21 protein-coding genes are annotated in these 20,006 nt (G+C 67.6%); 9 read left to right on the plus strand and 12 right to left on the minus strand.

Features of this window, described 5'->3' with window-relative positions; translation table 11 throughout:
• Positions 1-210 precede the first annotated feature (210 nt).
• The 4 genes from YM304_RS14095 to YM304_RS14110 form a co-directional block, all read right to left on the minus strand.
• Complete coding sequence (locus YM304_RS14095; protein ID WP_015442370.1) at positions 211-1,290, minus strand: cupin domain-containing protein; 1,080 nt, start codon at positions 1,288-1,290, stop codon at positions 211-213.
• A 71-nt stretch (positions 1,291-1,361) separates the two neighbouring features.
• Positions 1,362-2,075, minus strand: coding sequence for an anti-sigma factor (locus YM304_RS14100; protein WP_015442371.1), 714 nt, complete (start codon positions 2,073-2,075; stop codon positions 1,362-1,364).
• Positions 2,072-2,710 (minus strand): sigma-70 family RNA polymerase sigma factor, encoded by a 639-nt coding sequence (locus tag YM304_RS14105; RefSeq protein ID WP_154723463.1) that lies wholly within the window; start codon positions 2,708-2,710, stop codon positions 2,072-2,074. The genes YM304_RS14100 and YM304_RS14105 overlap by 4 nt, the downstream gene beginning before the upstream one ends.
• Positions 2,707-3,231 carry a molybdopterin-binding protein gene (locus YM304_RS14110; protein WP_015442373.1) on the minus strand — a complete coding sequence of 175 codons (525 nt, stop codon included), beginning with the start codon at positions 3,229-3,231 and terminating at the stop codon, positions 2,707-2,709. The genes YM304_RS14105 and YM304_RS14110 overlap by 4 nt, the downstream gene beginning before the upstream one ends.
• A gap of 194 nt (positions 3,232-3,425) precedes the next feature.
• Here YM304_RS14110 and YM304_RS14115 point away from each other — a divergent pair, with 194 nt between their 5' ends.
• Both YM304_RS14115 and YM304_RS14120 read left to right on the plus strand, forming a co-directional pair.
• The gene (locus tag YM304_RS14115; protein WP_015442374.1) at positions 3,426-3,866 is read left to right on the plus strand and encodes a Zn-ribbon domain-containing OB-fold protein; all 441 of its coding nucleotides are present in this window, start codon (positions 3,426-3,428) and stop codon (positions 3,864-3,866) included.
• Positions 3,863-5,011, plus strand: a complete 1,149-nt coding sequence (locus YM304_RS14120) for a thiolase family protein (protein ID WP_015442375.1) — start codon at positions 3,863-3,865, stop codon at positions 5,009-5,011. The genes YM304_RS14115 and YM304_RS14120 overlap by 4 nt, the downstream gene beginning before the upstream one ends.
• Before the next feature lie 36 nt (positions 5,012-5,047).
• Here YM304_RS14120 and YM304_RS14125 read toward each other — a convergent pair whose 3' ends face one another.
• Positions 5,048-5,932, minus strand: a complete 885-nt coding sequence (locus tag YM304_RS14125; protein ID WP_015442376.1) for an alpha/beta hydrolase family protein — start codon at positions 5,930-5,932, stop codon at positions 5,048-5,050.
• Between the two features lie 42 nt (positions 5,933-5,974).
• On the opposite strand from YM304_RS14125, the gene YM304_RS14130 reads away from it, so the two are divergent.
• The gene (locus YM304_RS14130) at positions 5,975-7,285 is read left to right on the plus strand and encodes a serine hydrolase domain-containing protein (protein WP_154723464.1); all 1,311 of its coding nucleotides are present in this window, start codon (positions 5,975-5,977) and stop codon (positions 7,283-7,285) included.
• Between the two features lie 25 nt (positions 7,286-7,310).
• Here YM304_RS14130 and YM304_RS14135 read toward each other — a convergent pair whose 3' ends face one another.
• A complete protein-coding gene (locus tag YM304_RS14135) occupies positions 7,311-8,318 on the minus strand; it encodes a histone deacetylase family protein (RefSeq protein WP_015442378.1) in 1,008 nt (335 codons plus the stop codon).
• Positions 8,319-8,376: 58 nt separating this feature from the next.
• On the opposite strand from YM304_RS14135, the gene YM304_RS14140 reads away from it, so the two are divergent.
• The 3 genes from YM304_RS14140 to YM304_RS14150 all read left to right on the plus strand — a co-directional run bounded on the left by YM304_RS14140 (position 8,377) and on the right by YM304_RS14150 (position 13,030).
• Complete coding sequence (locus YM304_RS14140) at positions 8,377-10,935, plus strand: bifunctional acetate--CoA ligase family protein/GNAT family N-acetyltransferase (protein ID WP_015442379.1); 2,559 nt, start codon at positions 8,377-8,379, stop codon at positions 10,933-10,935.
• Between the two features lie 75 nt (positions 10,936-11,010).
• Positions 11,011-11,595, plus strand: coding sequence for an NERD domain-containing protein (locus YM304_RS14145; protein ID WP_041298319.1), 585 nt, complete (start codon positions 11,011-11,013; stop codon positions 11,593-11,595).
• Positions 11,596-11,680: 85 nt separating this feature from the next.
• A complete protein-coding gene (locus tag YM304_RS14150) occupies positions 11,681-13,030 on the plus strand; it encodes a M20/M25/M40 family metallo-hydrolase (protein ID WP_015442381.1) in 1,350 nt (449 codons plus the stop codon).
• 160 nt (positions 13,031-13,190) lie between these two features.
• On the opposite strand, the gene cofE is transcribed toward YM304_RS14150, so the two are convergent.
• Positions 13,191-13,943, minus strand: a complete 753-nt coding sequence (cofE, locus tag YM304_RS14155; RefSeq protein ID WP_015442382.1) for a coenzyme F420-0:L-glutamate ligase — start codon at positions 13,941-13,943, stop codon at positions 13,191-13,193.
• A gap of 175 nt (positions 13,944-14,118) precedes the next feature.
• Here cofE and YM304_RS14160 point away from each other — a divergent pair, with 175 nt between their 5' ends.
• The 3 genes from YM304_RS14160 to purU are packed head-to-tail and all read left to right on the plus strand — an operon-like array spanning position 14,119 to position 16,779.
• Positions 14,119-15,081: a 1,4-dihydroxy-2-naphthoyl-CoA synthase gene (locus YM304_RS14160; protein WP_041298320.1), complete on the plus strand. Its 963-nt coding sequence runs from the start codon at positions 14,119-14,121 to the stop codon at positions 15,079-15,081.
• Position 15,082: 1 nt separating this feature from the next.
• Complete coding sequence (locus tag YM304_RS14165) at positions 15,083-15,862, plus strand: TrmH family RNA methyltransferase (protein ID WP_015442384.1); 780 nt, start codon at positions 15,083-15,085, stop codon at positions 15,860-15,862.
• 56 nt (positions 15,863-15,918) lie between these two features.
• On the plus strand, positions 15,919-16,779 hold the full coding sequence (gene purU / locus YM304_RS14170) for a formyltetrahydrofolate deformylase (protein ID WP_015442385.1): 861 nt from the start codon (positions 15,919-15,921) through the stop codon (positions 16,777-16,779).
• A 97-nt stretch (positions 16,780-16,876) separates the two neighbouring features.
• Here purU and YM304_RS14175 read toward each other — a convergent pair whose 3' ends face one another.
• The 5 genes from YM304_RS14175 to YM304_RS14195 form a co-directional block, all read right to left on the minus strand.
• Positions 16,877-17,710, minus strand: coding sequence for an ABC transporter permease (locus YM304_RS14175; RefSeq protein ID WP_015442386.1), 834 nt, complete (start codon positions 17,708-17,710; stop codon positions 16,877-16,879).
• A complete protein-coding gene (locus tag YM304_RS14180) occupies positions 17,707-18,624 on the minus strand; it encodes an ABC transporter ATP-binding protein (protein WP_015442387.1) in 918 nt (305 codons plus the stop codon). The genes YM304_RS14175 and YM304_RS14180 overlap by 4 nt, the downstream gene beginning before the upstream one ends.
• An 88-nt stretch (positions 18,625-18,712) precedes the next feature.
• Positions 18,713-19,099 carry a globin gene (locus YM304_RS14185; RefSeq protein ID WP_051071439.1) on the minus strand — a complete coding sequence of 129 codons (387 nt, stop codon included), beginning with the start codon at positions 19,097-19,099 and terminating at the stop codon, positions 18,713-18,715.
• Positions 19,100-19,291: 192 nt separating this feature from the next.
• Positions 19,292-19,510 (minus strand): hypothetical protein, encoded by a 219-nt coding sequence (locus YM304_RS14190; RefSeq protein ID WP_041298321.1) that lies wholly within the window; start codon positions 19,508-19,510, stop codon positions 19,292-19,294.
• 182 nt (positions 19,511-19,692) lie between these two features.
• Positions 19,693-20,004, minus strand: coding sequence for a PRC-barrel domain-containing protein (locus tag YM304_RS14195; protein WP_015442390.1), 312 nt, complete (start codon positions 20,002-20,004; stop codon positions 19,693-19,695).
• Positions 20,005-20,006: the final 2 nt, after the last annotated feature.

Here is a 20,006-nt window from a genome sequence, read left to right on the forward strand (position 1 = left end):
ATTACATCGCTCCCGGAGCCGCGTCACCAGGTTGGAGACCTGGAGACTCTGCCGAGCGTGAGTCCGCACCGCTCCGAGAGCTGCGTCACCAGGGACGATCCGCAAAGTTGACGACATCGCTCCGGGAGCCGCGTCACCAGGTCGGCGGTGAAGTTGATTACATCGCTCCGGGAGCCGCGTCACCAAGTTGGCGTCGGGTGGCGTCGTGGCTCAGGCGGGGCGAATGGCGTCGGCCGGCAGGGTGACCACGAGGAGTTCGTGATCGGGCGACGCCGCGGTGTGCTGCCAGACCGATCCCGGCGGCAACGCGACCGAGGCACGCTCGGCCACCTCGACCGGTCCGTGGCCGTCGACGGCCAGCGTGCCGGTGCCACGCACCCCCACCATCAGTGCGAACTCGCCGGCGTTCGTCAGCGCTGCGTCGGCCAACTGGCCGTCACCGTCGGGCGACACCACGATCGCCGACGCTTCGCCGTCGGTCGCCGCGTCGATGCCGGTGTCGCGCCACCGCAGCCCACCGACCAGCCACGGGCTGACCGGCGCATCCGCTGCCACGTGACGAACGAAGCGTTGGCCGCCGAAGTCTCGATCGGGAGCGATGATCGATGTCGGCAGCTCGAGTTCGTGATCGGCGAGCGTGTCGTGTTCGGCCGGACAACCGATCTCGATCACTTCGAGACCAGGCGAGCTCCGCAACACTCGGTGGCGGATCTCGGGCGGCTGCAACACGCAGTCACCGGCCTGCATCCGAAACGGGTCGCCTTGGTCCTCGTAGACCACATCGACCCAACCGGCCGCCACGAAGATCATCTGGAAACGGATGCGGTGGAAGTGGACCCAGTCGGCCACGTCGCCACCCTCGTCGATGCGGATGTGACTGGCGATGAACCGCCCACCCCAGCGATCGGGCAGAAGGTCGCGGTACTCCATCCCGGCGCGTCCGATGCCGAACCCACCCGACGACCCGCCGGTCACGGTGAGCGACGGCACCGAGTCGGGCATGATCATCTCGTCGCTGGGCGGCTGCACGGTCACCGTCGACCCGCCCGGAGCCTCGCCGATCACGCCCGGCGTCAGATCATCCGCCTGCTGTTCGATCACGACATGGGCCGGCGCGTCGACGTCACTGCGTTCGAGCGAGATCGTGACGCCGTGGCGGGAGACGACGAAGCGACGGGGATCGTCGGCAGGGTTGACCAGATCGACGCGAAACCCGGCGTCGTCGACGAACCATCGGAGGTTCGCCTCGAGATCGACGCACCGTACGACCGTCCAACCGCTCTGTCCCACGAAAAGAAGGTTACGCGGCTCCCGGAGCGATGTAACCAGGTTGCGGGGCGCGACCGGGCGGGCGGCAGGCACTACGCGGTGGCGAGGATGGGTTCGGTGGGTGTGGTGACCGCACCGATGGGCTCGGCGGTGATGCCGAGCACGGCGTCGGACGGGTCGATGCCGTCGAACCTGGCGCTCACCCCACCCGACGTGTCGGGGCGGAACTCCGCAGCCGGTGTCGCTTCACCGTCACGGATCAGCCACAGGACGTACGTCTGTGCGTCGTCGAGCGACGGAACGCCGTTGCCGTCGAGCACGATCGCATCCTCGGACGGCGAGTAGACCAACCGGAGTTCGGCGTCGGCCATCCCGACGAAGTCACGCTCCACCGCATCGGGGGCGTCGGCCACCAGTGCGAACTCGTCGCCGGACGAATCGTCGCCGCCGGTGAGCACCACCGCACCTCCCACCACCAGGACGACGGCAGCAGCAGCCGACAGGATCGGGAGCAGACGGCGGCTTCGACGCTCTCGACGCTCCTCGATCGACACGACCGCAGCCGGCGCCTCGGCGGGCGCGACCTGCGCGACGTCGCCGATGGCTTCGAGCACGGAGGCCCGCAGCGATGCGGGAGCGTCGATCGGCGTCGCTGACATGAGCTGCGCAGCGGTGTCCAACTCGGCGGCGAGTTCGGCCGCGACCGCCGGATCGGCGGCAGCGAGCCCGTCGAGTTCGAGTCGCTCCTCGGCCGTCAGTTCGCCCAGTGCAGCGAGCACGATCAGATCTTCAGCCCGCTCGTTCATGTTTCACTCCCGAGTTGCCCACGTAGTTTCCTGAGCCCACCCCGGACCCGTCCCTTGACCGTGCCGAGCGGCAAACCGAGCCGATCGGCGATGTCGGTGTGTGCGATGCCGTCGATGAACGACAGTTCGATCACCTCGCGTTGATCGTCGGGAAGCGTCGCCACGGCGGCCCGCACGCGCGTGACCTCCATCGACGACACGACCTCGTCGGCTGGTCCGTCGTCGGGCGTCACCCGCTGTTCGCCGAGTTCGTCGATCCGGTTGCGCTGCGACTGCTCGCGGCGGACCCGGTCGACGGCGCGGCGCCGCGCGATGGTGATCGCCCACGCGGTGACGTTGCCCCGTTGAGCGTCGAAGCGGGCGGCCGTCCGCCACAGTTCGACGAACACCTCCTGGGCCACCTCCTCGGACATGGCGGGATCGCGGAGCACTCGCGAGATCGCTCCGAGCACCCGGGCCGAGAGCAGGTCGTAGAACACCGCGAAGGCGGCCTGATCGCCTTGTTGGACCCGAACGAAAGCGTCGTCCACGGTTCGGGTCAGCGGGGCAGTCACAACGACCCCATTCTGCCGAGCCGGAGCGACAAAAGAAAGCAGCGTCGTCGCGACAGTTCCATGTGTCGCGACGACGCTCATGATCCCTGACCGATGAAGTCCTCGAACGTGAGGAAGTCGAGGGCATGAATCGCGAGCGACCCACCCGGAACTTCTCGACCGAGGAGCCGGAGCGGCGCCCGCCAGTCGACCGACCCGTCGGCGAGCACGTGGCCGATCTCGAAGTGCATCGAGTGATCGCGCAGCATCGCTTCCACACGGAAACCGACCGTCTCGCCGTCGATGGTCGAGATCATCACGACCTCCGCATCGATCGACACCCGAACGTGGGTGAACAGATCGACGACCGGGATGTCCCGCTTGGCGATGTCGGAGAGCCGTGGACCCGCGGCGAGCGATCGCAGCTCGGCGAAGCCGATGCGGCCCGGTCGATCGACCAGCCCGGAGACGTCGATACCGACGAGCGAGCCGAGCAACGCGGCGAGGTCCATCGAACGCCCACCTTCGGGGGCTTCGGCACACTGCTCGTAGTAGCCCGCCGGACGCCCGCGGCCCGAGCGCACTCGCGTCGCCCGGTGTCGAGTTGTCTGTTCGTCGTTCACGTCGTTGGTTCGTTCGTCGAGTGGCGTTGGATCACGGTGGGCCTCACATTCTTGGAAGTGTCACCGGAGGGACGATCCGCACCCGTCGCAAGTCGCGAATCACCGTGTGTCGTTCGGCATGCACCCGGCCCAGCGGATGCGAGGTGTGTCACTCGGTTCGCTTCGCGCGGGTCGACTTTCCTAACGTGCGTTCAATGGCACGCGTACCAGTGGCAGACGGCGTCTTCACGTCCGTCGACGATCCACGACTCATCGGAAGCAAATGCGACAACTGTGGCAACCACATGTTCCCCACACAGGGCAGCTGCCCCAAGTGTGCGGGCACGTCGACCTCAGACGTCGAACTCGAAACACGAGGTGAACTCTGGACCTGGACGGTCCAGGGATACCCGCCCAAGGCACCTCCCTACCTCGGCGACGCCGACCCGAAGACGTTCCAGCCCTTCGGCGTCGGATACGTCGAACTGCCCGGACAGGTCAAGGTCGAGGCGCGCCTCACCGAGGCCGACCCGGAGAAGCTGAAGATCGGCATGCCGATGGAGCTCACCCTCGTCCCCCTCTACACGAACGACGACGGCGACGAAGTCGTCACCTTCGCCTTCGCACCCATTTCTGAAAACGGAGAACAGTCATGAGCAACGACGTTGCAATCGTCGGCATCGGAATGCACAAGTTCGGACGCACCGAAGGCGTGTCGGGCATGGAGCAAGGTGCCGTCGCCGTGCGCGAAGCCTGCAAGGACGCCGGCGTCGACTGGAGCGACATCGAGTTCGCGTTCGGTGGCTCAGCGGCCGCCGGCGCACCCGACACGATGGTCAGCCAACTCGGCCTCACCGGGGTGCAGTTCATCAACGTCGCCAACGGTTGCGCGACCGGTGGCTCGGCCCTGTTCTCGGCGGTCAACACGATCAAGGCCGGTGTCGCCGAACTCGGCATCGCCATCGGCTTCGACAAGCACGAGCGTGGCGCCTTCCGCGTCAACACGAAGGGCGCCGGACTGTCGGACTGGTACGGCGCGTCGGGCATGGCGCTCACCACGCAGTTCTTCGGCATGAAGATCAACCGCTACATGGAGGAGTACGGCATCAGCCACGAGTCGCTCGCTCGTGTCTCGGCCAAGGCGTTCCGCAACGGGGCGAAGAACCCGATGGCCTGGCGCCGCAAGGAACTCAGCGAAGCGCAGGTGCTCGAAGCCGCGATGCTCTCGTACCCGCTCACGCAGTACATGTTCTGTTCGCCCGGCGAAGGTGGCGTGGCGATGATCCTCGCTCCGGCCGACAAGGCGCACAAGTACACCGACAAGCCGGTCTTCTTGAAGTCGGCGGTCGTCCGCTCCCGCAAGTTCGGTTCGTTCGAAGTGATGGCACCGCACATCGCGCTCGAGCACAACGCCGGACCGACCGTCGACGCGTCGAAGGCTGCGTTCGAGATGGCGGGCATGGGGCCCGACGACATCGACATCGCCCAGCTGCAAGACACCGAATCGGGTGCCGAGATCATGCACATGGCCGAGAACGGCTTCTGCGAGCACGGCGAGCAGGAGCGCATGCTGGCCATGGGCGAGACCGAGATCGACGGTCGCCTGCCGATCAACACCGACGGCGGCTGCCTCGCCAACGGTGAACCGGTCGGTGCGTCCGGCCTCCGCCAGGTGTACGAGAACGTGCTGCAGTTGCGCGGCGAGGCCGGGGCCCGTCAGGTCCCGAACGACCCGAAGACGGCGTACACACACGTGTACGGCGCGCCGGGCATCTCCGGCGTCACCATCCTGTCGCGCTGATCACGCCGACACCGCTCGATCCGATGGTCGATGCGCTCACCTCGTGAGCGCATCGATCACGGCTCGCCACGCCGGATGTGTCGGGTCGAGGTTCGAGAAGTGGTCGGCGCCGTCGACCACCACGAGGCGAGCGGTCGACCCCGCCGCTGTGGCCCGTTCGACGTAGGTCTCCGACTGCGAGACGGGCACGATCCGATCGTCGGCACCGTGCACGGCGATCACCTCTGCCTCGATCGGCTGCAGCTCCGCCGGCGACGTCTGCGCATACCGCACCGGGTCGTCCCCGGGCAACGCACCGACGAGATCTGTGCACGCGGTCCCGCCGATTCCCTCGTCGACGCATCCGATGAGGTCGAGCACGCCGGCCTGTGACACGGCCGTCTCCGGAATCACTTCGGGATCGACACCGGGGACCCCGACCGGGAGCAGCCGCCTGCTCGCGAGCCACACGGCGAGATGCCCGCCTGCCGAGTGGCCCACCGTGGCCACGTCGCCGAGGTCGAGCACACCATCGAACCGCTCGGGCAGATCGGCCAACACGTCGATGGCCGCGGCAGCGTCGACGAACGTCTGGGGATATCCGCCTCCCGCACCGACCCGCCGGTACTCGATGTTCCACACGGCGAACCCTTCGTCGAGCAGCGACGGCACCAGCGGGTCCATGAGATCGAGCGCGAACCCGTCACGCCAGAACCCGCCGTGGATCAGCACCACGACCGGCACGCCTTCCGGGTCGGGACCGTCGTCGTCGATGGGCAACCACAGCTCGCCGTACGTGTCGGGGTGATCGCCGTAGTCGATGCGCTCCGGGCCTCGCGTCAGCGAGCGGGCGTCGGATGCCGTGTCGCCGCTGCCCGAGCAACCGGCGGCCACGAACGCTGCCGCGAGCGTCACCGCAATCGCTCGCCGTCGGCTTCGCATGGCGCGGACAGTAGCCGGTGCCGCGCCAGTACCCTTCGCTGCGTGAGTGGTCGGGGCCTGCGTCGAGGGGGTGTGATCCTGCTCGCCGTCGCCCTGCTCACGAGCGCCTGTGGTTCGAGCAACGCGTCGGTCGACGCCTCGTTCGGTCGCGACGACCCGGTTCCACCGACCGAGCCGACCCTCGCCGCGACCGACACGCCGTCGACCACTGCGAGCCCCGATGACGCGTCGACGACCACCACCACGGCCGACACGACAGACACGACCACCGTGCCGGCCACCACCGCGCCCGTCACCACCGTGCTCGTGGCACCGGCATCGACCACGACGGCGCCCACGACCGTCCCGGCGCCCACCACGACCACGTTGCCACCGCTCGTCCCCGTCGAGCCGATCCCCGCAGCCGAGGCCCCGGATCGTGCACCCGTCGACCCGAGCTTCGGGGCGACCAACGCAGCATTCGATCGTCTCGCCGCCAACAACGTCGGCGCCTCCCTCTCGGTCGTGCGCGGTGGCGAACTCGTCGTGTCGCGAGCGACCGGCCTCACCGTCGACGGCAGCCCGGCCACCGGCGACACGCCGTTCGTCGTGGCCAGCGTCAGCAAACTGGTGCTCGGAGTGGCGCTCGCCCGGCTCCATCAACAGGGACTGATCGACGTCGCCGAACCGGTCCCGTGGGGCGAGATCGGCATCTGGCCCGGCAACGGCTGGACCGACGTGACGCTGTGGGAGTTGATGAACCACTCGGCGGGCGTGCCCGTCGCCAGGTCGACCTGGTTCACCGGCGGGGCGCGCTGCGAAGAACACATCGTCCCACTCGTGAGCTCTCCCCCACGCGGACACCGCGGAACCTGGACCTACTCGAACGGGAACTACTGCCTGCTCGGCATGGTGATCGAAGCCCGCACCGGGCTGCCGCTCGACGAGGCCGTGCAACAGTTGGTCTTCGACCCGGTGGGCGCCGACGGCGTCCACCTCACGCTCGACGGGCTCCTCCCGGGCGACATGCCCCACCCGCACGGCGCAGGCGTCCAGCGCCTCTCGCGGCTCGGTGGAGCGGGCACGCTCGTGGTGTCGACCGATGATCTCGCCCTCGCGGTCGGCCGACTCACCGACGCCGACGTCGAGATCGTCCGGCGCGGTGTGTTCGTCGACCAGTACGGCTTCGGCCACACCGGCACCGTCGACGGCGCCAAGGCGTGCACGTGGTGGCTCGATGGCGGCGACACCGTGATCTCGGCCACGATCGCCGGTGACGCCCGCTCGACAGGCGGTGCCGTGTGCGACCTCGTGATCCCGGCGATCGCCACCGACCTCGGCATCGCCGCCGGTCGCCCCAACCGGTCGTCGTGACCCGGAGCCGCCACCGATCAGGCGGTCAGATCTCCCAGCGTTGCTTGGCCGCCACGATCGTCGGACGGCCGATGTCGCCGGTCGACGCCGCTTCGGGGCGGTACGACTCCCCGACGAGCGAGCTCAACACCACGCCGGTCGACAACGACAGCGCTTCGAAGTCGTAGCCACCCTCGAGCGCGACCAGCGTTCGGCGTGCCGGCACCAGCCGTTGGAGCCGCAGCGCGAGGTCGCCGTAGTCGGCCGACGAGAGCTCGAGGCCGGCCAGCGGATCGTTGCGGTGTGCGTCGAAGCCGGCCGAGATGATCAGCCACGTCGGAGCGAACCGCTCGATCACCGGCACGATCACCTCGTCGAACATCTCGCGGAACACGTCGCCGCGGGTGCCCCTCGGTACGGGCAGGTTGAGGTTGGAGAACGGCGCGTTGGGGCCGCCGGTCTCGTCGGCGCGCCCCGTGCCCGGGTACAGCGGCGACTCGTGCGTCGACACGTACAACACGTTCGGATCGTCGTAGAAGATGTCTTGCGTGCCGTTGCCGTGGTGCACGTCCCAGTCGACGATCGCCACCCGCTCACCACGGTCGACCAGCGACGCCGCCGCGACCGCCACGTTGTTGAACAGACAGAACCCCATCGCGCTGTCGGCGACCGCGTGATGACCGGGGGGCCGACTGGCGGCGAAGGCGATGTCGCACTCGTCGTTCGCCAGCGCATCGACCGCATCGAGCACGGCCCCGGCCGCCCGGCGCGCCGTGGTGAACGAGCCGGCTGCCGCGTAGGTGTCGGCGTCGAGGTGCCCGCCGCCAGCAGCGCAGATCGCTTCGACCCGACGAACGTGGGCGGGGGCGTGCACGCGTTCGAGTTCGGCGTGCGTCGCGAGACGCGGCTCCACCTGTCGAACGGCGTCGCCGAGCCCCGCGGCCGGGATCCCAGCGAGCGAGGCGTCGAGGCGGCCTCGCCGCTCGGGGTGACCATCGGGCTCGACGTGTTCGTCGAGCTCGGCGGCGCTGAAGACGGCGATCGGTTGATCCACAGGTGCACCATACTTTCCACGCTCGACAGTGCCATGCTGGCACGGTGAGGCCGCCAGCATGAGTTCCGAAGCAACCACGTCTCGCTGGGCGACGTCCGTCGTCCTCGGCGACGGCGAGTCCGCCTACATCCGCCCCCTCGTGCCCGAGGATCAGGACGCGCTGCTCGCCTTCCACGAACGTCAATCGCCCGAGAGCCTCTACCGCCGCTTCTTTTCCCCCAAACCGTCACTCACCCGCGCCGAGCTCGAGCACTTCACCACCGTCGACATGGTCGACCGCGTTGCGCTGGCCGTCGAGCTGCACGACGAGCTGGTCGCCTGGGCGAGCTACGAACGCTGGACCGGTCGAAACGAGGCCGAGGCCGCGTTCATGGTCGACGATGCACACCACGGGCGCGGCATCGCCACGCTGCTGCTCGAACATCTCGCGGCGATCGCCCGAACCAACGGCATCACCCGGTTCACGGCCGAAGTGCTCGCCGACAACCGCGGCATGCTCGCCGTGTTCGCCAAAGCCGGTTGGCCGCTCGAACGCCGATTCGATTCGGGCGTCGTCGACCTCGACTGGGAGCTGGCCACCACCGACGAGTTCCTCGACAGCGTCGAACGGCGCGAGCAGCGCGCCGACTCCCGAGCGGTCGCGCGGGTGCTCCTCCCCCGGGCCATCGCCATGGTCGGCGCATCCGACCGGGTCGACACCATCGGCCACCAACTGTGGACCCACCTCCGCGACAGCGCTGCGGTACCGGTGTACCCGGTCAACCCGCGGCTCGAAGACCTCGACGGCCGCCGGTGCTACGGCTCGGTCGACGACCTGCCCGACGACGTCTCGCTCGCGATCATCGCCGTGCCACCCAAGTCGCTCGAGTCGACGATCGACGCGTGCATCGCCAAGCGCATGCGTGGCGCCGTCATCGTCACCATCATCAACGGCCCGAAGGGGCCGCAGATCGACATCGCGTCCATCGTCGCCCGCGCCCGCCGCAACGGTCTGCGCATCATCGGCCCGAACAGCATGGGCGTCGCGTCGCTCCACGCCGGGTCGGCGCTCCAGGCCTCGCTCGTCGACGTGTCGCTCCCGCCGGGACGAGTCGCCATCTCCATGCAGTCGGGCACCCTCGGCGCGTCGCTGCTGCGACGCGCTCGCGATCTCGATCTGGGCCTGTCGTGGTTCGTGTCGCTCGGCGACAAGTCCGACGTCTCGGCCAACGACCTGCTCCAGTTCTGGGAGGACGACGACAACACGAAGGTGATCGGTCTGTACACCGAGACCTTCGGCAACCCGCGCAAGTTCGCGCGGATCGCCCGACGCGCCGGCCGCAAGCGTCCGATCGTCGCCGTCCGTACCGGCGCCGCCGCCGACGGGCCGATGGGCAGCGCGCTCTACCAGCAGGCCGGACTGATCGAAGTGCCGTCGGTGCACGCGCTGCTCGACGCTGCCCGTGTGCTCGCCTACCAGCCCACGATGCGGGGGCCGTCGGTCGCAGTGCTCACCAACTCGGTGAGCCCGGGCACGCTCGCTATGGCCGCGCTCAGAGCGGCCGGCATGTCGCCGGTCGAGTCGACCGCCGGTCTCGACTGGCAGTCGAGCACCGACGAGTACGGCGACGCGATGTCGAGCGCGCTCGACGATCCCGAGATCGACGCCGTGTTCGTGATCTATGCGCCGTCGATCCCCGCGCACGAGTCGTTGATGTCGAAGACCATCACCGACGCTGCGCGAGGCGCCTCGAAGCCGGTCGTCGCCGTCATGATCGGCTCGACCGACGGACCCATCGCACCCGACTCCGAGGTTCCGGGGTTCGCGTTCCCCGAGGCCGCCGCTGCTGCGCTCGGCGCGTCGTTCGCCTACGGCGGCTGGCTCGCCACCGAGGCCGACACCACGATCACTCACCGTCCGGTCGACCCGGCTCGCGCCAAGGCGCTCATCAGCCAGGCGCTCGACGCCGCCGAGGGCAACGAGATCGAACTCGGCGTCGGTCCGGCGATCCAGTTGCTCTCCACCTACGGCATCGCCGTCGCCGGAGCCGAGGAGACGCCGGCGGCACGCGCGACCGACGTGGCCGAACGGCTCGGCTACCCCGTCGCGGTCAAGGCAGTCCACCGCCAACCCGGTCGATCGGCACGCTCGGGCATCGCGCTCGACCTCAACAACGCCGATGACGTCACCGATGCCATCGCGGTGATGAACGAGTCGCTCGGCAACGCCGCCGATCGCTTCGTCGTCCAACGGATGACCTCGCCGGGCATCACGGTGCGTATCAAGTGCACGCACGACGACCGACTGGGCGCGATCGTGAGCGTCGGCTACGGCGGCGTCGACGCCGACGTGATCGGCGACCGGTCCGATCGACTGGCACCGATCTCGCCGTCGAGCGCCGCTGCGATGCTCACCGAGACCCTGGTCGGCCAAGCACTCGCCGACGCCGGGTTCGACCCGTCACCGCTCGTCGACACCATCGTGCAGTCGTCTCAGCTCTGCGCCGACCACGCCGACATCGACGTGCTCGACCTCAACCCGGTCATCGTGTCGGCCGGGTCGGCGATCGTCACCGATCTCACCGTGCGCCTCGTCGATCGTCCCGACGACGACGGCCCGATTCGCCGACTCGGCTGACCGGCCCCGACCCGCTCGCACTGCGGGCATCCACACCCCGGACGCCCGCAGGTGCTGAAATACAGAGGCGTGGTAGTGCGAATCCTGATCCCGTTGTTCATCGTCATGTTCGTCATGGCCGGGTTCTACTGGTGGTACACGAAGAAGATGGCCGACATGCAGCCGGGCGACTCCGAACGGTCGCTTCCCGGCGCCCGCCTCACCTCCGAGCGACTGCGTTCGATGCCCCATCCTCCGTGGCGTGTGGTGTTCGAGATCGGCGAGAAGTCACTCGGCAACATCGACCACGTCGTCATCGGCCCGTGCGGGCCGATCGCGATCGAGACGATCATGGCCGACCGGCCGTCGCTCGAGGCGGTCGAAGCGCAGAGCAACGCCGCCCAGGTGATGGCCAACGCCGCGATCACCCGTGGCGAACTCGACGACGTCACCAGCGCGGTCGGCGTGCCGTGCAAGCTGCTCGCCAAGGTCTACTGGGGGACCCCCGTTCCCGATCGGCCGGCCGGAATCGCCGTCACCGAAGGCCTGGTCGCCGTCGAAGGTCAACGCCTCGAACAGTGGCTGATGATGCTCCCACCCGGTTCGCTCGGCGCAGCGCAGGTCGATCAGGTGTGGCAGGCAGTGCTCACCGGGATCGGCCGCCCCGATCCGCTCGCCTGACCCGGTGTCCGCTCGCCGAACCGGGGAGCGGTCGCGTCGGTCACCTGTCGACTTCGGTCAACAGTGCGTCGGGTAGCTTCGGCGCATGGCGACTGCTGAAGAATTCGAAGGCCCCACGACCGAGCTGTTGCAGACACTCATCCGCAACGAATGCGTCAACGACGGCACCGGCGACACCGGTGGCGAGACCCGAAACTCCGACACGCTCGTGCAGTACCTCGAAGGTCCCGGTGTCGACATCGAGACCTACACGCCGCGACCCGGCCGAGACTCGATGGTCGCCCGCATCGCCGGCTCCGACCCCGACGCCCCGTCGCTGTGCCTCATGGGCCACACCGACGTCGTCCCGGTCACACCGTCGGGCTGGAAGGAAGACCCCTTCGGTGGCGAACTCATCGACGGAGAGGTCTGGGGCCGTGGAGCGATCGACATGCTCAACCTCACCTCGTCGATGGCCGTCGCGTTCCGACAGCTCGCCAACGAAGGGTTCAAGCCGAAGGGTGACCTCATCTACTTCGGAGTCGCCGACGAGGAAGCCGGCGGCGTGTGGGGTGCCGAGTGGATGGCCGAACACCACTGGGACGCCATCGACGCCGACTACGTGCTGACCGAACTCGGCGGCTGGTCGAGCATGTCCCCCGACGGGGTGCGCCACATCACGGTGAACGTGAACGAGAAGGGGATCGCCTGGCGTCGCATCCGCGTCAAGGGAACCCCGGGCCACGGTTCGATGCCGTTCGGTGCCGACAACGCGGTCATCAAGGCCGCTGAAGTCGTGCGCCGCCTCACCGAGTACCGCCCGTCGCCGCTGCTCGACGACGTGTGGGCGGCCCAAGTGGCGAGCATGAAGCTCAGCGACGAGATCCGCGAGGCGCTCCTCGACCCGGCCCGGGTGTGGGACACGATCGCGTCGCTCCCCACGCCGATCGCCCGCACGTGTCATGCCCACACGCACACGACGTTCTCACCCAACATGGTCGACGGTGGCACGAAGACCAACATCATTCCCGACGTCGTCGACATCAACGTCGACATCCGCACCGTGCCCGGCACCACGCAGGAAGACGTGATCGGTCACCTGCGCGAGGCCCTCGGCGACATGTTCGACCACGTCGAGATCGACACCCTCCAGAGTTCGAATCCGACGAGTTCCCCCTTCGGCACCGGCACGCCGCTGTGGGATGCCTTGGAGAAGCACACGCAGGTCGCCTACCCCGATGCCCAACTCGTCCCGGGGCTCATCGTCGGCGGCACCGATGCTCGGTTCTACCGCGAGCGCGGGCGCACGGCCTACGGCGCCGGACTGTTCTCACAGAACGTCGACTTCGCCACCTTCGGATCCCGGTTCCACGGGCACAACGAACGCATCGACGTCGAGTCGCTCGGCCTCGCCGCCAACTTCTGGTACCACATCGCCTCCGACCTCGTCGGCTGACGAGCTCACGCAACGCAGTCGACGGCGAAGCTGGCTCGCCTCGACGACAGTCCTCTGAGGCGAGATCACGGTTCGTCGTCGACAAGGCGCGTGGCGAGGACGTTGAGTGGTGTTCAATGACGAGCTCACGCAACGCAGTCGACGGCGAAGCTGGCTCGCCTCAGCGGAAGAGGTCGCGTTCGGAGTCGCGGAGCACGGGGGCCATGGAGGCGGTGTCGTCTCGCTCCCAGTCGAACCCGCGGATCACGGCAACCGGCACCCGACTCGTGTTGCCCTTGACCAGCTCGCCGGCTGCGGCGAGTTCGTCGGCGGTGCAGATCTCCTGCACGTGGAACTCGTGGCCGTGCGGATCGGTCTGACCGATGTAGCTGAACAACGGGTTCATGCCGGCGATGCCGATGGCGATGTCGGTCTGCCCTTCACGCCACGGCCGACCGAACGTGTCGGACATGATGACGGCGACGTCGACGCCGAGTTCGGCGAAACGAGCGCGGTGCGCTCGACATGTCGCGTCGGGGTCGACGGGCAGCGTGAGGATGCGGCCGGCGGCACCCGACGACGACTGATCGACACCGGAGTTCGCGCAGCAGAAGCCGTGGTGTGTCTCGGTGATGAGCACCGGCCCGATCTGACGGATCACCCGCTTGGACTCACGGAGTACCACTTCGGTCACCCGCGGGTCCTTCTCCCACTTCGCCGACCACCGTTCGGCGAACTCGGACGGCGTGATGTCGGCGAGTTCGACCGTGCACCCTTCTGCCTTCGAGACGATCTTCGACGTGACGATCACGATGTCGCCATCGGCGAGCGGATCGCCCTGCTCGGCCGCCGAGGCATGAATCATCTCGGCCAGGTCCATGCCTGCGGTGATCTCGGGAAGACCGGTGACCCCGAAGATGCCGAGCGAACTCATCGTTGCGCTCCCATCTGGTTGACGGTTGGCGCGACTGCTCCCGAACCTGCGATGGAGGTCGACTCACCGGTGAGGGCTGGATGCGGCATGCCCGAAAGCTACATGGGCGACCGGTCTGGCTCCTCGCCCGGAGCGGACATGGTGGCGATCACCGCCGAGCGGGCAGACTGGGTCGATGAGTACCGACGGCGTGGCCAGCAACGACGTGTCCGAGATCTTCGACCCGGAACTGTGGGACGAGGTTCCCGGGTTCGACTTCACCGACATCACCTATCACCGAGCACGCGGCGAAGGTCGGGACTCCGGCGTGGTGCGGATCGCCTTCGATCGGCCGGAAGTACGCAACGCCTTTCGCCCCCACACGGTCGACGAGTTGTATCGGGCGCTCGATCACGCTCGCATGTCGACCGACGTCGGCTGCGTCCTCCTCACCGGCAACGGCCCGTCATCGAAGGATGGCGGCTGGGCCTTCTGCTCCGGCGGCGACCAGCGCATCCGCGGTAAAGACGGCTACAAGTACACGCAGGCCGACGGCGACGACGGCTCGCTTGGCACAACAGCCGCATCGATCGAGCCGGGCAAGGCCGGGCGTCTGCACATCCTCGAAGTCCAGCGGCTCATCCGCTTCATGCCGAAGGTCGTCATCTGCCTCGTCAACGGGTGGGCCGCGGGTGGCGGCCACTCGCTCCACGTCGTCGCCGACCTCACGTTGGCGAGTACCGAACACGCTCGTTTCAAGCAGACCGATGCCGACGTCGCGAGCTTCGACGGCGGGTTCGGTTCGGCGTATCTCGCTCGACAGGTCGGGCAGAAGTTCGCCCGCGAGATCTTCTTCCTGGGCGAGACCTACTCGGCCGACCAGATGTTCCAGATGGGCGCGGTCAACCGCTCGGTGCCTCACGCCGACCTCGAACGCGTCGGTCTCGAATGGGGTCGCACGATCTGTGCGAAGAGCCCGACGGCGCAACGGATGCTCAAGTACTCGTTCAACCTGATCGACGACGGACTCGTCGGACAGCAGATCTTCGCCGGCGAGGCGACACGGCTCGCGTACGGCACCGACGAGGCTGCCGAGGGTCGCGACAGTTTCCTCGAGAAGCGCGATGCCGACTGGTCCGACTACCCGTACCACTTCTGACGTGATCATCGTCGTCGACGATCCCGACGATCCGCGCTTCGCCCAGTTCCGGCTCAACGAGCGGGGACTCGCGAGCCGAGCCGAGAAGCGGGATGACGCCGGCGCCGGGATGTTCCTCGCCGAAGGCGATCTGGTGGTGGAGCGTGCCCTCGACGCCGGCTGCGTACCGGTGGCCGCGCTCGTCGACGCCGACCGGGTCCCCGAGGTCGCGCACCGGTTCGAGGCACCCGTCTACGCGGGTGGCACACAGATCCGCAAGGTCATCTCCGGGCTCGGCATGCCGCAGGCGATCATCGCCCTGTTCGAACGGCCTGGTCGGCCGTCGGTCGCCGAATTGGCTGCGAGGTGCCGACGACTCGTCGTGCTCGAAGCGGTCGACAACCCGGCCAACGTCGGTGCGATCATCCGCAACGCTGCCGGGCTCGGCTGGGATGGCCTGATCCTCGACCACACGAGCGCCGACCCGTTGGCCCGGCGATCGCTTCGGGTCGCAATGGGCACCGCATTCGCCCTCCCCCACGCTCGCACCATGAACCTCGCCACCGAACTCGCTCAGCTCGACGGGTTCGAGCTGTACGGAATGACCCCGAACCCCGAGGCCCGCGACCTCGACACCGTCGTCGCCGGCGAACGGGTCGCCGCCCTGATCGGCTCCGAACGCGCCGGTCTCACCGACGAGTTGCTCGCGCTCGCCACACCGGTGCGCATCCCGATGGCGGCAGGTGTCGACTCGCTCAACGCCGCTGCGGCGTCGGCGATCACCTGCTGGGCGCTGCGGTGACCACTTCGCCTGACGAATCGATCGGATCGACCGGCTCAGGCGGATAGACAGGGCGCATGTCGAGCGTTCTGCTTCTCTCCTGCCCTGATCAGCAGGGTGTCGTCGCCGCGACCGCCGAGTTCATCGCCGATCAGGGCGGCAACATCGTGCACGCCGAGCAGTACGTCAAGCGCGAGGCCGACGCCGACGGCGGCGTGTTCTTCCAGCGAGTCGTGTTCGATCTCGTCCGCAGCGACGTGACCCACGAATCGCTCCTCGACGCGATTCGTCCGTTGGCCGACAAGCTCGACATGACGGTCGATCTCCGCGACTCGTCGACCCCGATCCCCACGGCGATCATGTGCTCGAAGCAGGGCCACTGCCTGTACGACCTCCTCACCCGGTGGCGCAGCGGCGAGATGCCGATGGACCTGCGCGTCGTGATCAGCAACCACCCGGATCACGCCGACATCGCCGGCCACATGGGCGTGCCGTTCGTCCACCTCCCGGTGACGAAAGAGACGAAGCCGCAGCAGGAGGCCGCCGTGTTGGCCACGCTCGCCGAGTACGAGGTCGACCTCGTCGTGATGGCTCGGTACATGCAGATCCTGTCCGACGACTTCGTGTCGCACTACCCGATGAAGATCATCAACATCCACCACTCGTTCCTGCCGGCGTTCATCGGGGCCAACCCGTATCGCCAGGCGCACGAGCGTGGTGTGAAGCTCATCGGGGCGACGGCGCACTACGCCACGGCCGACCTCGACGAGGGTCCGATCATCTCGCAGGACACGACCCACGTGAGCCACCGCGAGAACGTGGCAGAGCTCACCGCTCGAGGACGCGACGTCGAGACGGTGGTCTTGGCTCGGGCCGTCCGCGCTCACCTCGAGCACCGAGTGGCCGTGCACGGCCACCAGACCATCGTCTACAACTGACGCCACCCAAAGTTGATTACGTCGCTCCCGGAGCGATGTAATCAACTTGCTCCGCGAACCTGGTGATTTCCATCCGGGATGGAAACAACCAGGTCGGTCAGGCGTCGGCGTCGGCCTTGGAGCGGCGGCCTCTCGGTGCGGCGCCACTCGGTTCCCAGCGGAAGCGAGTGACCGCGATGACGAGGCCCACGACGCCCCATGCCGCCACGAACGCCAGACGACCCGGGCTGAACGCCGATCCCTCGACGAACGGCGTGAAGCAGTCCTGGAAGGCGTTGGCGAACGGCTTGAGGGGGAAGATGTTGCCCAGCACCTCGAGCCAGCGGGGTGGTTCGTTGACCACGACGAACACGTCCGACACGAACGCGAGCGGCAGGATCGTGGCGTTGGCCACGGCAGACGCGGACGCCGCTGTCTTGATCAGGGCCGCGACCGCCATGCCCAACGCGGCGAACGACGCCACCCCGACGAGGAACGTGACCACGGCCGCCGGCATCTTCTCCAACTCGACCTCGAGGTCGTAGAACAACACGCCCATCACCAGCATCACGACGACACCGACAGCGGCGATGACGACCGCCGAGCAGATGAAGCCGGCGATGTGGATCCACGTCGGCAGCGGGGTGCCGCGCCATCGCTTCAGCACGCCCTCGTCGCGCCGGATCGGCACCATGTTGGCCAGGTTCGTGTAGGTCGCCGACACCGCCGTGAACGCTGCGAGTCCGCCGGTGTAGAACTGACCGGCGGTCCACGTGCCCTCGTCGGTGTCGATGTCGGCGCCACCGAACAGCGCATTGAACAGCACCAGCATCACCAGCGGCAGCACGAGGGTGAAGAAGAACGCCACCGGCACACGCTTGAAATAGCGCAGTTGGTACGCAGTCTGACGACCGATCTGCGTGATGGTGGACGGAAAGCCGTCGTTGCTCATGCCGGGGCCTCCGACGAGAGCTGGAGATACACCTCTTCGAGCGATGCTCGCTTCACGCTCAGCGATTCGAGTTCGACGCCTGCGTCGAGCGCCCAGCCGGTGAGCGCGTGCACCGCCCGGGTCGGGTGATCGATGGTCACCTCGACCAGCCGCCCCGACAGCCGAGGTTCGGTACCGAGCACCGCAGCGAACGTCGTGACGGCGTCGGACGCGGCGACGTCGTCGGGCAGCATGAAGCTGACGACCGTGCCGCTGATCTCGTCGATCAACTGCGCCGGTGTGCCCTCTGCGATGAGCGAGCCGCCCGACAGCACGCCGACGCGATCGGCGAGATGCTCGGCCTCGTCGAGATAGTGGGTGGTCAACAGCACGGTGGTGCCCGAATCGACCAACCCCTCGATGAGATCCCACGACTTGCGCCGAGCCGACGGGTCGAAGCCCGTGGTCGGCTCGTCGAGAAACAGCAGTTCGGGGCGGCCGACGATGCCGAGCGCGAGATCGATGCGGCGCTTCTGCCCGCCCGACAGCGACCCGACTCGTTCGTCGACCTTCTCCTCCAAGCCGACCAGTTCGACGACCTCGTCGACCGTGCGCCGGTTGCGGTAACAGCTGCCGTACAGCTCGATGACCTCACGCACCGTGAACTCGCTCTCGACGCCCGCCGACTGGAGGACGATGCCGATGCGATCTCGCCACGCCCGTCCGGCACCGGCCGGGTCGACCCCGAGCACGCTGACGGAGCCGCTCGTGCGCTCGCGGTAGCCCTCGAGGATCTCGACCGTCGTCGACTTCCCGGCGCCGTTCTCGCCGAGCAGGGCGTACACCTCGCCGGCTCGAACGTCGAACGAGATGCCGTAGACGGCACGGTTGGATCCGTAGTGCTTGTGGAGGTCTCGAACCTCGATCACCGACATGGCGACGACGCTAGCGCGAGCCCCCTACGTCCTCTCAGCGACACCCCGCCGGACGGTTTGTCTCTGAGACAAAGCGTCCGGTGGCTGGTCAGGTGGGTCGGCGTGACGAGATGGGCAGGCCGGTGTCGTTGCGCAGGTGTTCGGCAGCGGGGACGAAGTAGGCGGTCAGCTCGTCGGCCACGCCGTCGGGGATCGCATCGTCGGCGCACACCTGCTCGACGGCGGCGGCCATGTGCACGAGCCAACGATCGCGTTCGAGCGGGCCGACGTGGAACGGCATGTGCCGCATCCGCAGCTTCGGGTGGCCCCGCTCGTCCATGTAGGTGGTCGGCCCACCCCAGTACTGCGCGAGAAACAGCGTGAGGCGATGTCGAGCGCCCGTCAGGTCGGGTTGCTCGGGGTAGAGCGGCAAGAGCACCTCGTCGGTGGCCACGCCCTCGTAGAACGCGTCGACCAGGCGCTCGAAGAAGCTCATCCCACCGACCCTCGAAAACAGCGAAAGCGCCGTGGAATCTGATTTCACGGCGCTCACGCTACTGGTCCGACCGGATGGGGGCTCCGGTGAAACCGTTGCTTCGTCCTCGAAGCGACAAAGGGGAGAAATCGCGTCGAGGAGATCGTTCGGGCTGCGGGCCGACGTGATGCCGGTTGCTGCCCTCGGGGCGGTTCAGCTGATGCCGAGCACGTCGGCGACGTCGAACTTGCGGTACTCGATCAGTTCGTCGGCTCGCACCACGAACGGCGTCGAGTCGTCACACGGATCGAGGATCACGAAGTCGTCGGTGGCGAGCAACACGAGCACGGTGATGACGTCGTCGTGGCTCGCCACGGTCTTGACTTCGATCACATCGCCGCTCCGGAGTTGTTCCATCAGCATCGTCGTCATGGTGTTCTTCTCTCGTCGGATGTGCGCTGCCCGTGCATGCGCTCGTAGTCCTTTCATCGGGACGAGATTCAAGAACCTTGAGACGAATTCTCAAGAAAGCCGAGAATCGGGGTGGCCGACCGTGACCGACACGCCTCGAACGAATGTCGACCCGCATCGGCCACCCCGTCGGAGGTGGCAGCTCAGGTCAGTTCGTAATGGCGCTCCAGCTCTCGGCTCACCGTGGCGTCGACGACGTGGTTGCGTTCGACCTTGGGTGCGCTCTTGACGACCTTCTTGTCGAAGGGCACGACGAACTCGCCACTCTCGGTCATGTACCCGCTGGCCACGGGTAGATAGTGCGACGACCGCAGTAGACCGAGGTCGACCACCGCCCACTGCGGGTCACCATGATCGTCGAACACGACGTCGCTGATCGTCCCGATGAGACGGTGCGTCGGATCGACCACATCGTGGCCGCGATAGCTCGTCGAGTGAGGCAGATGCTCGCTCACAA

Origin of the sequence: Ilumatobacter coccineus YM16-304 (genome assembly GCF_000348785.1) — a bacterium.
Lineage (GTDB): Bacteria > Actinomycetota > Acidimicrobiia > Acidimicrobiales > Ilumatobacteraceae > Ilumatobacter_A > Ilumatobacter_A coccineus.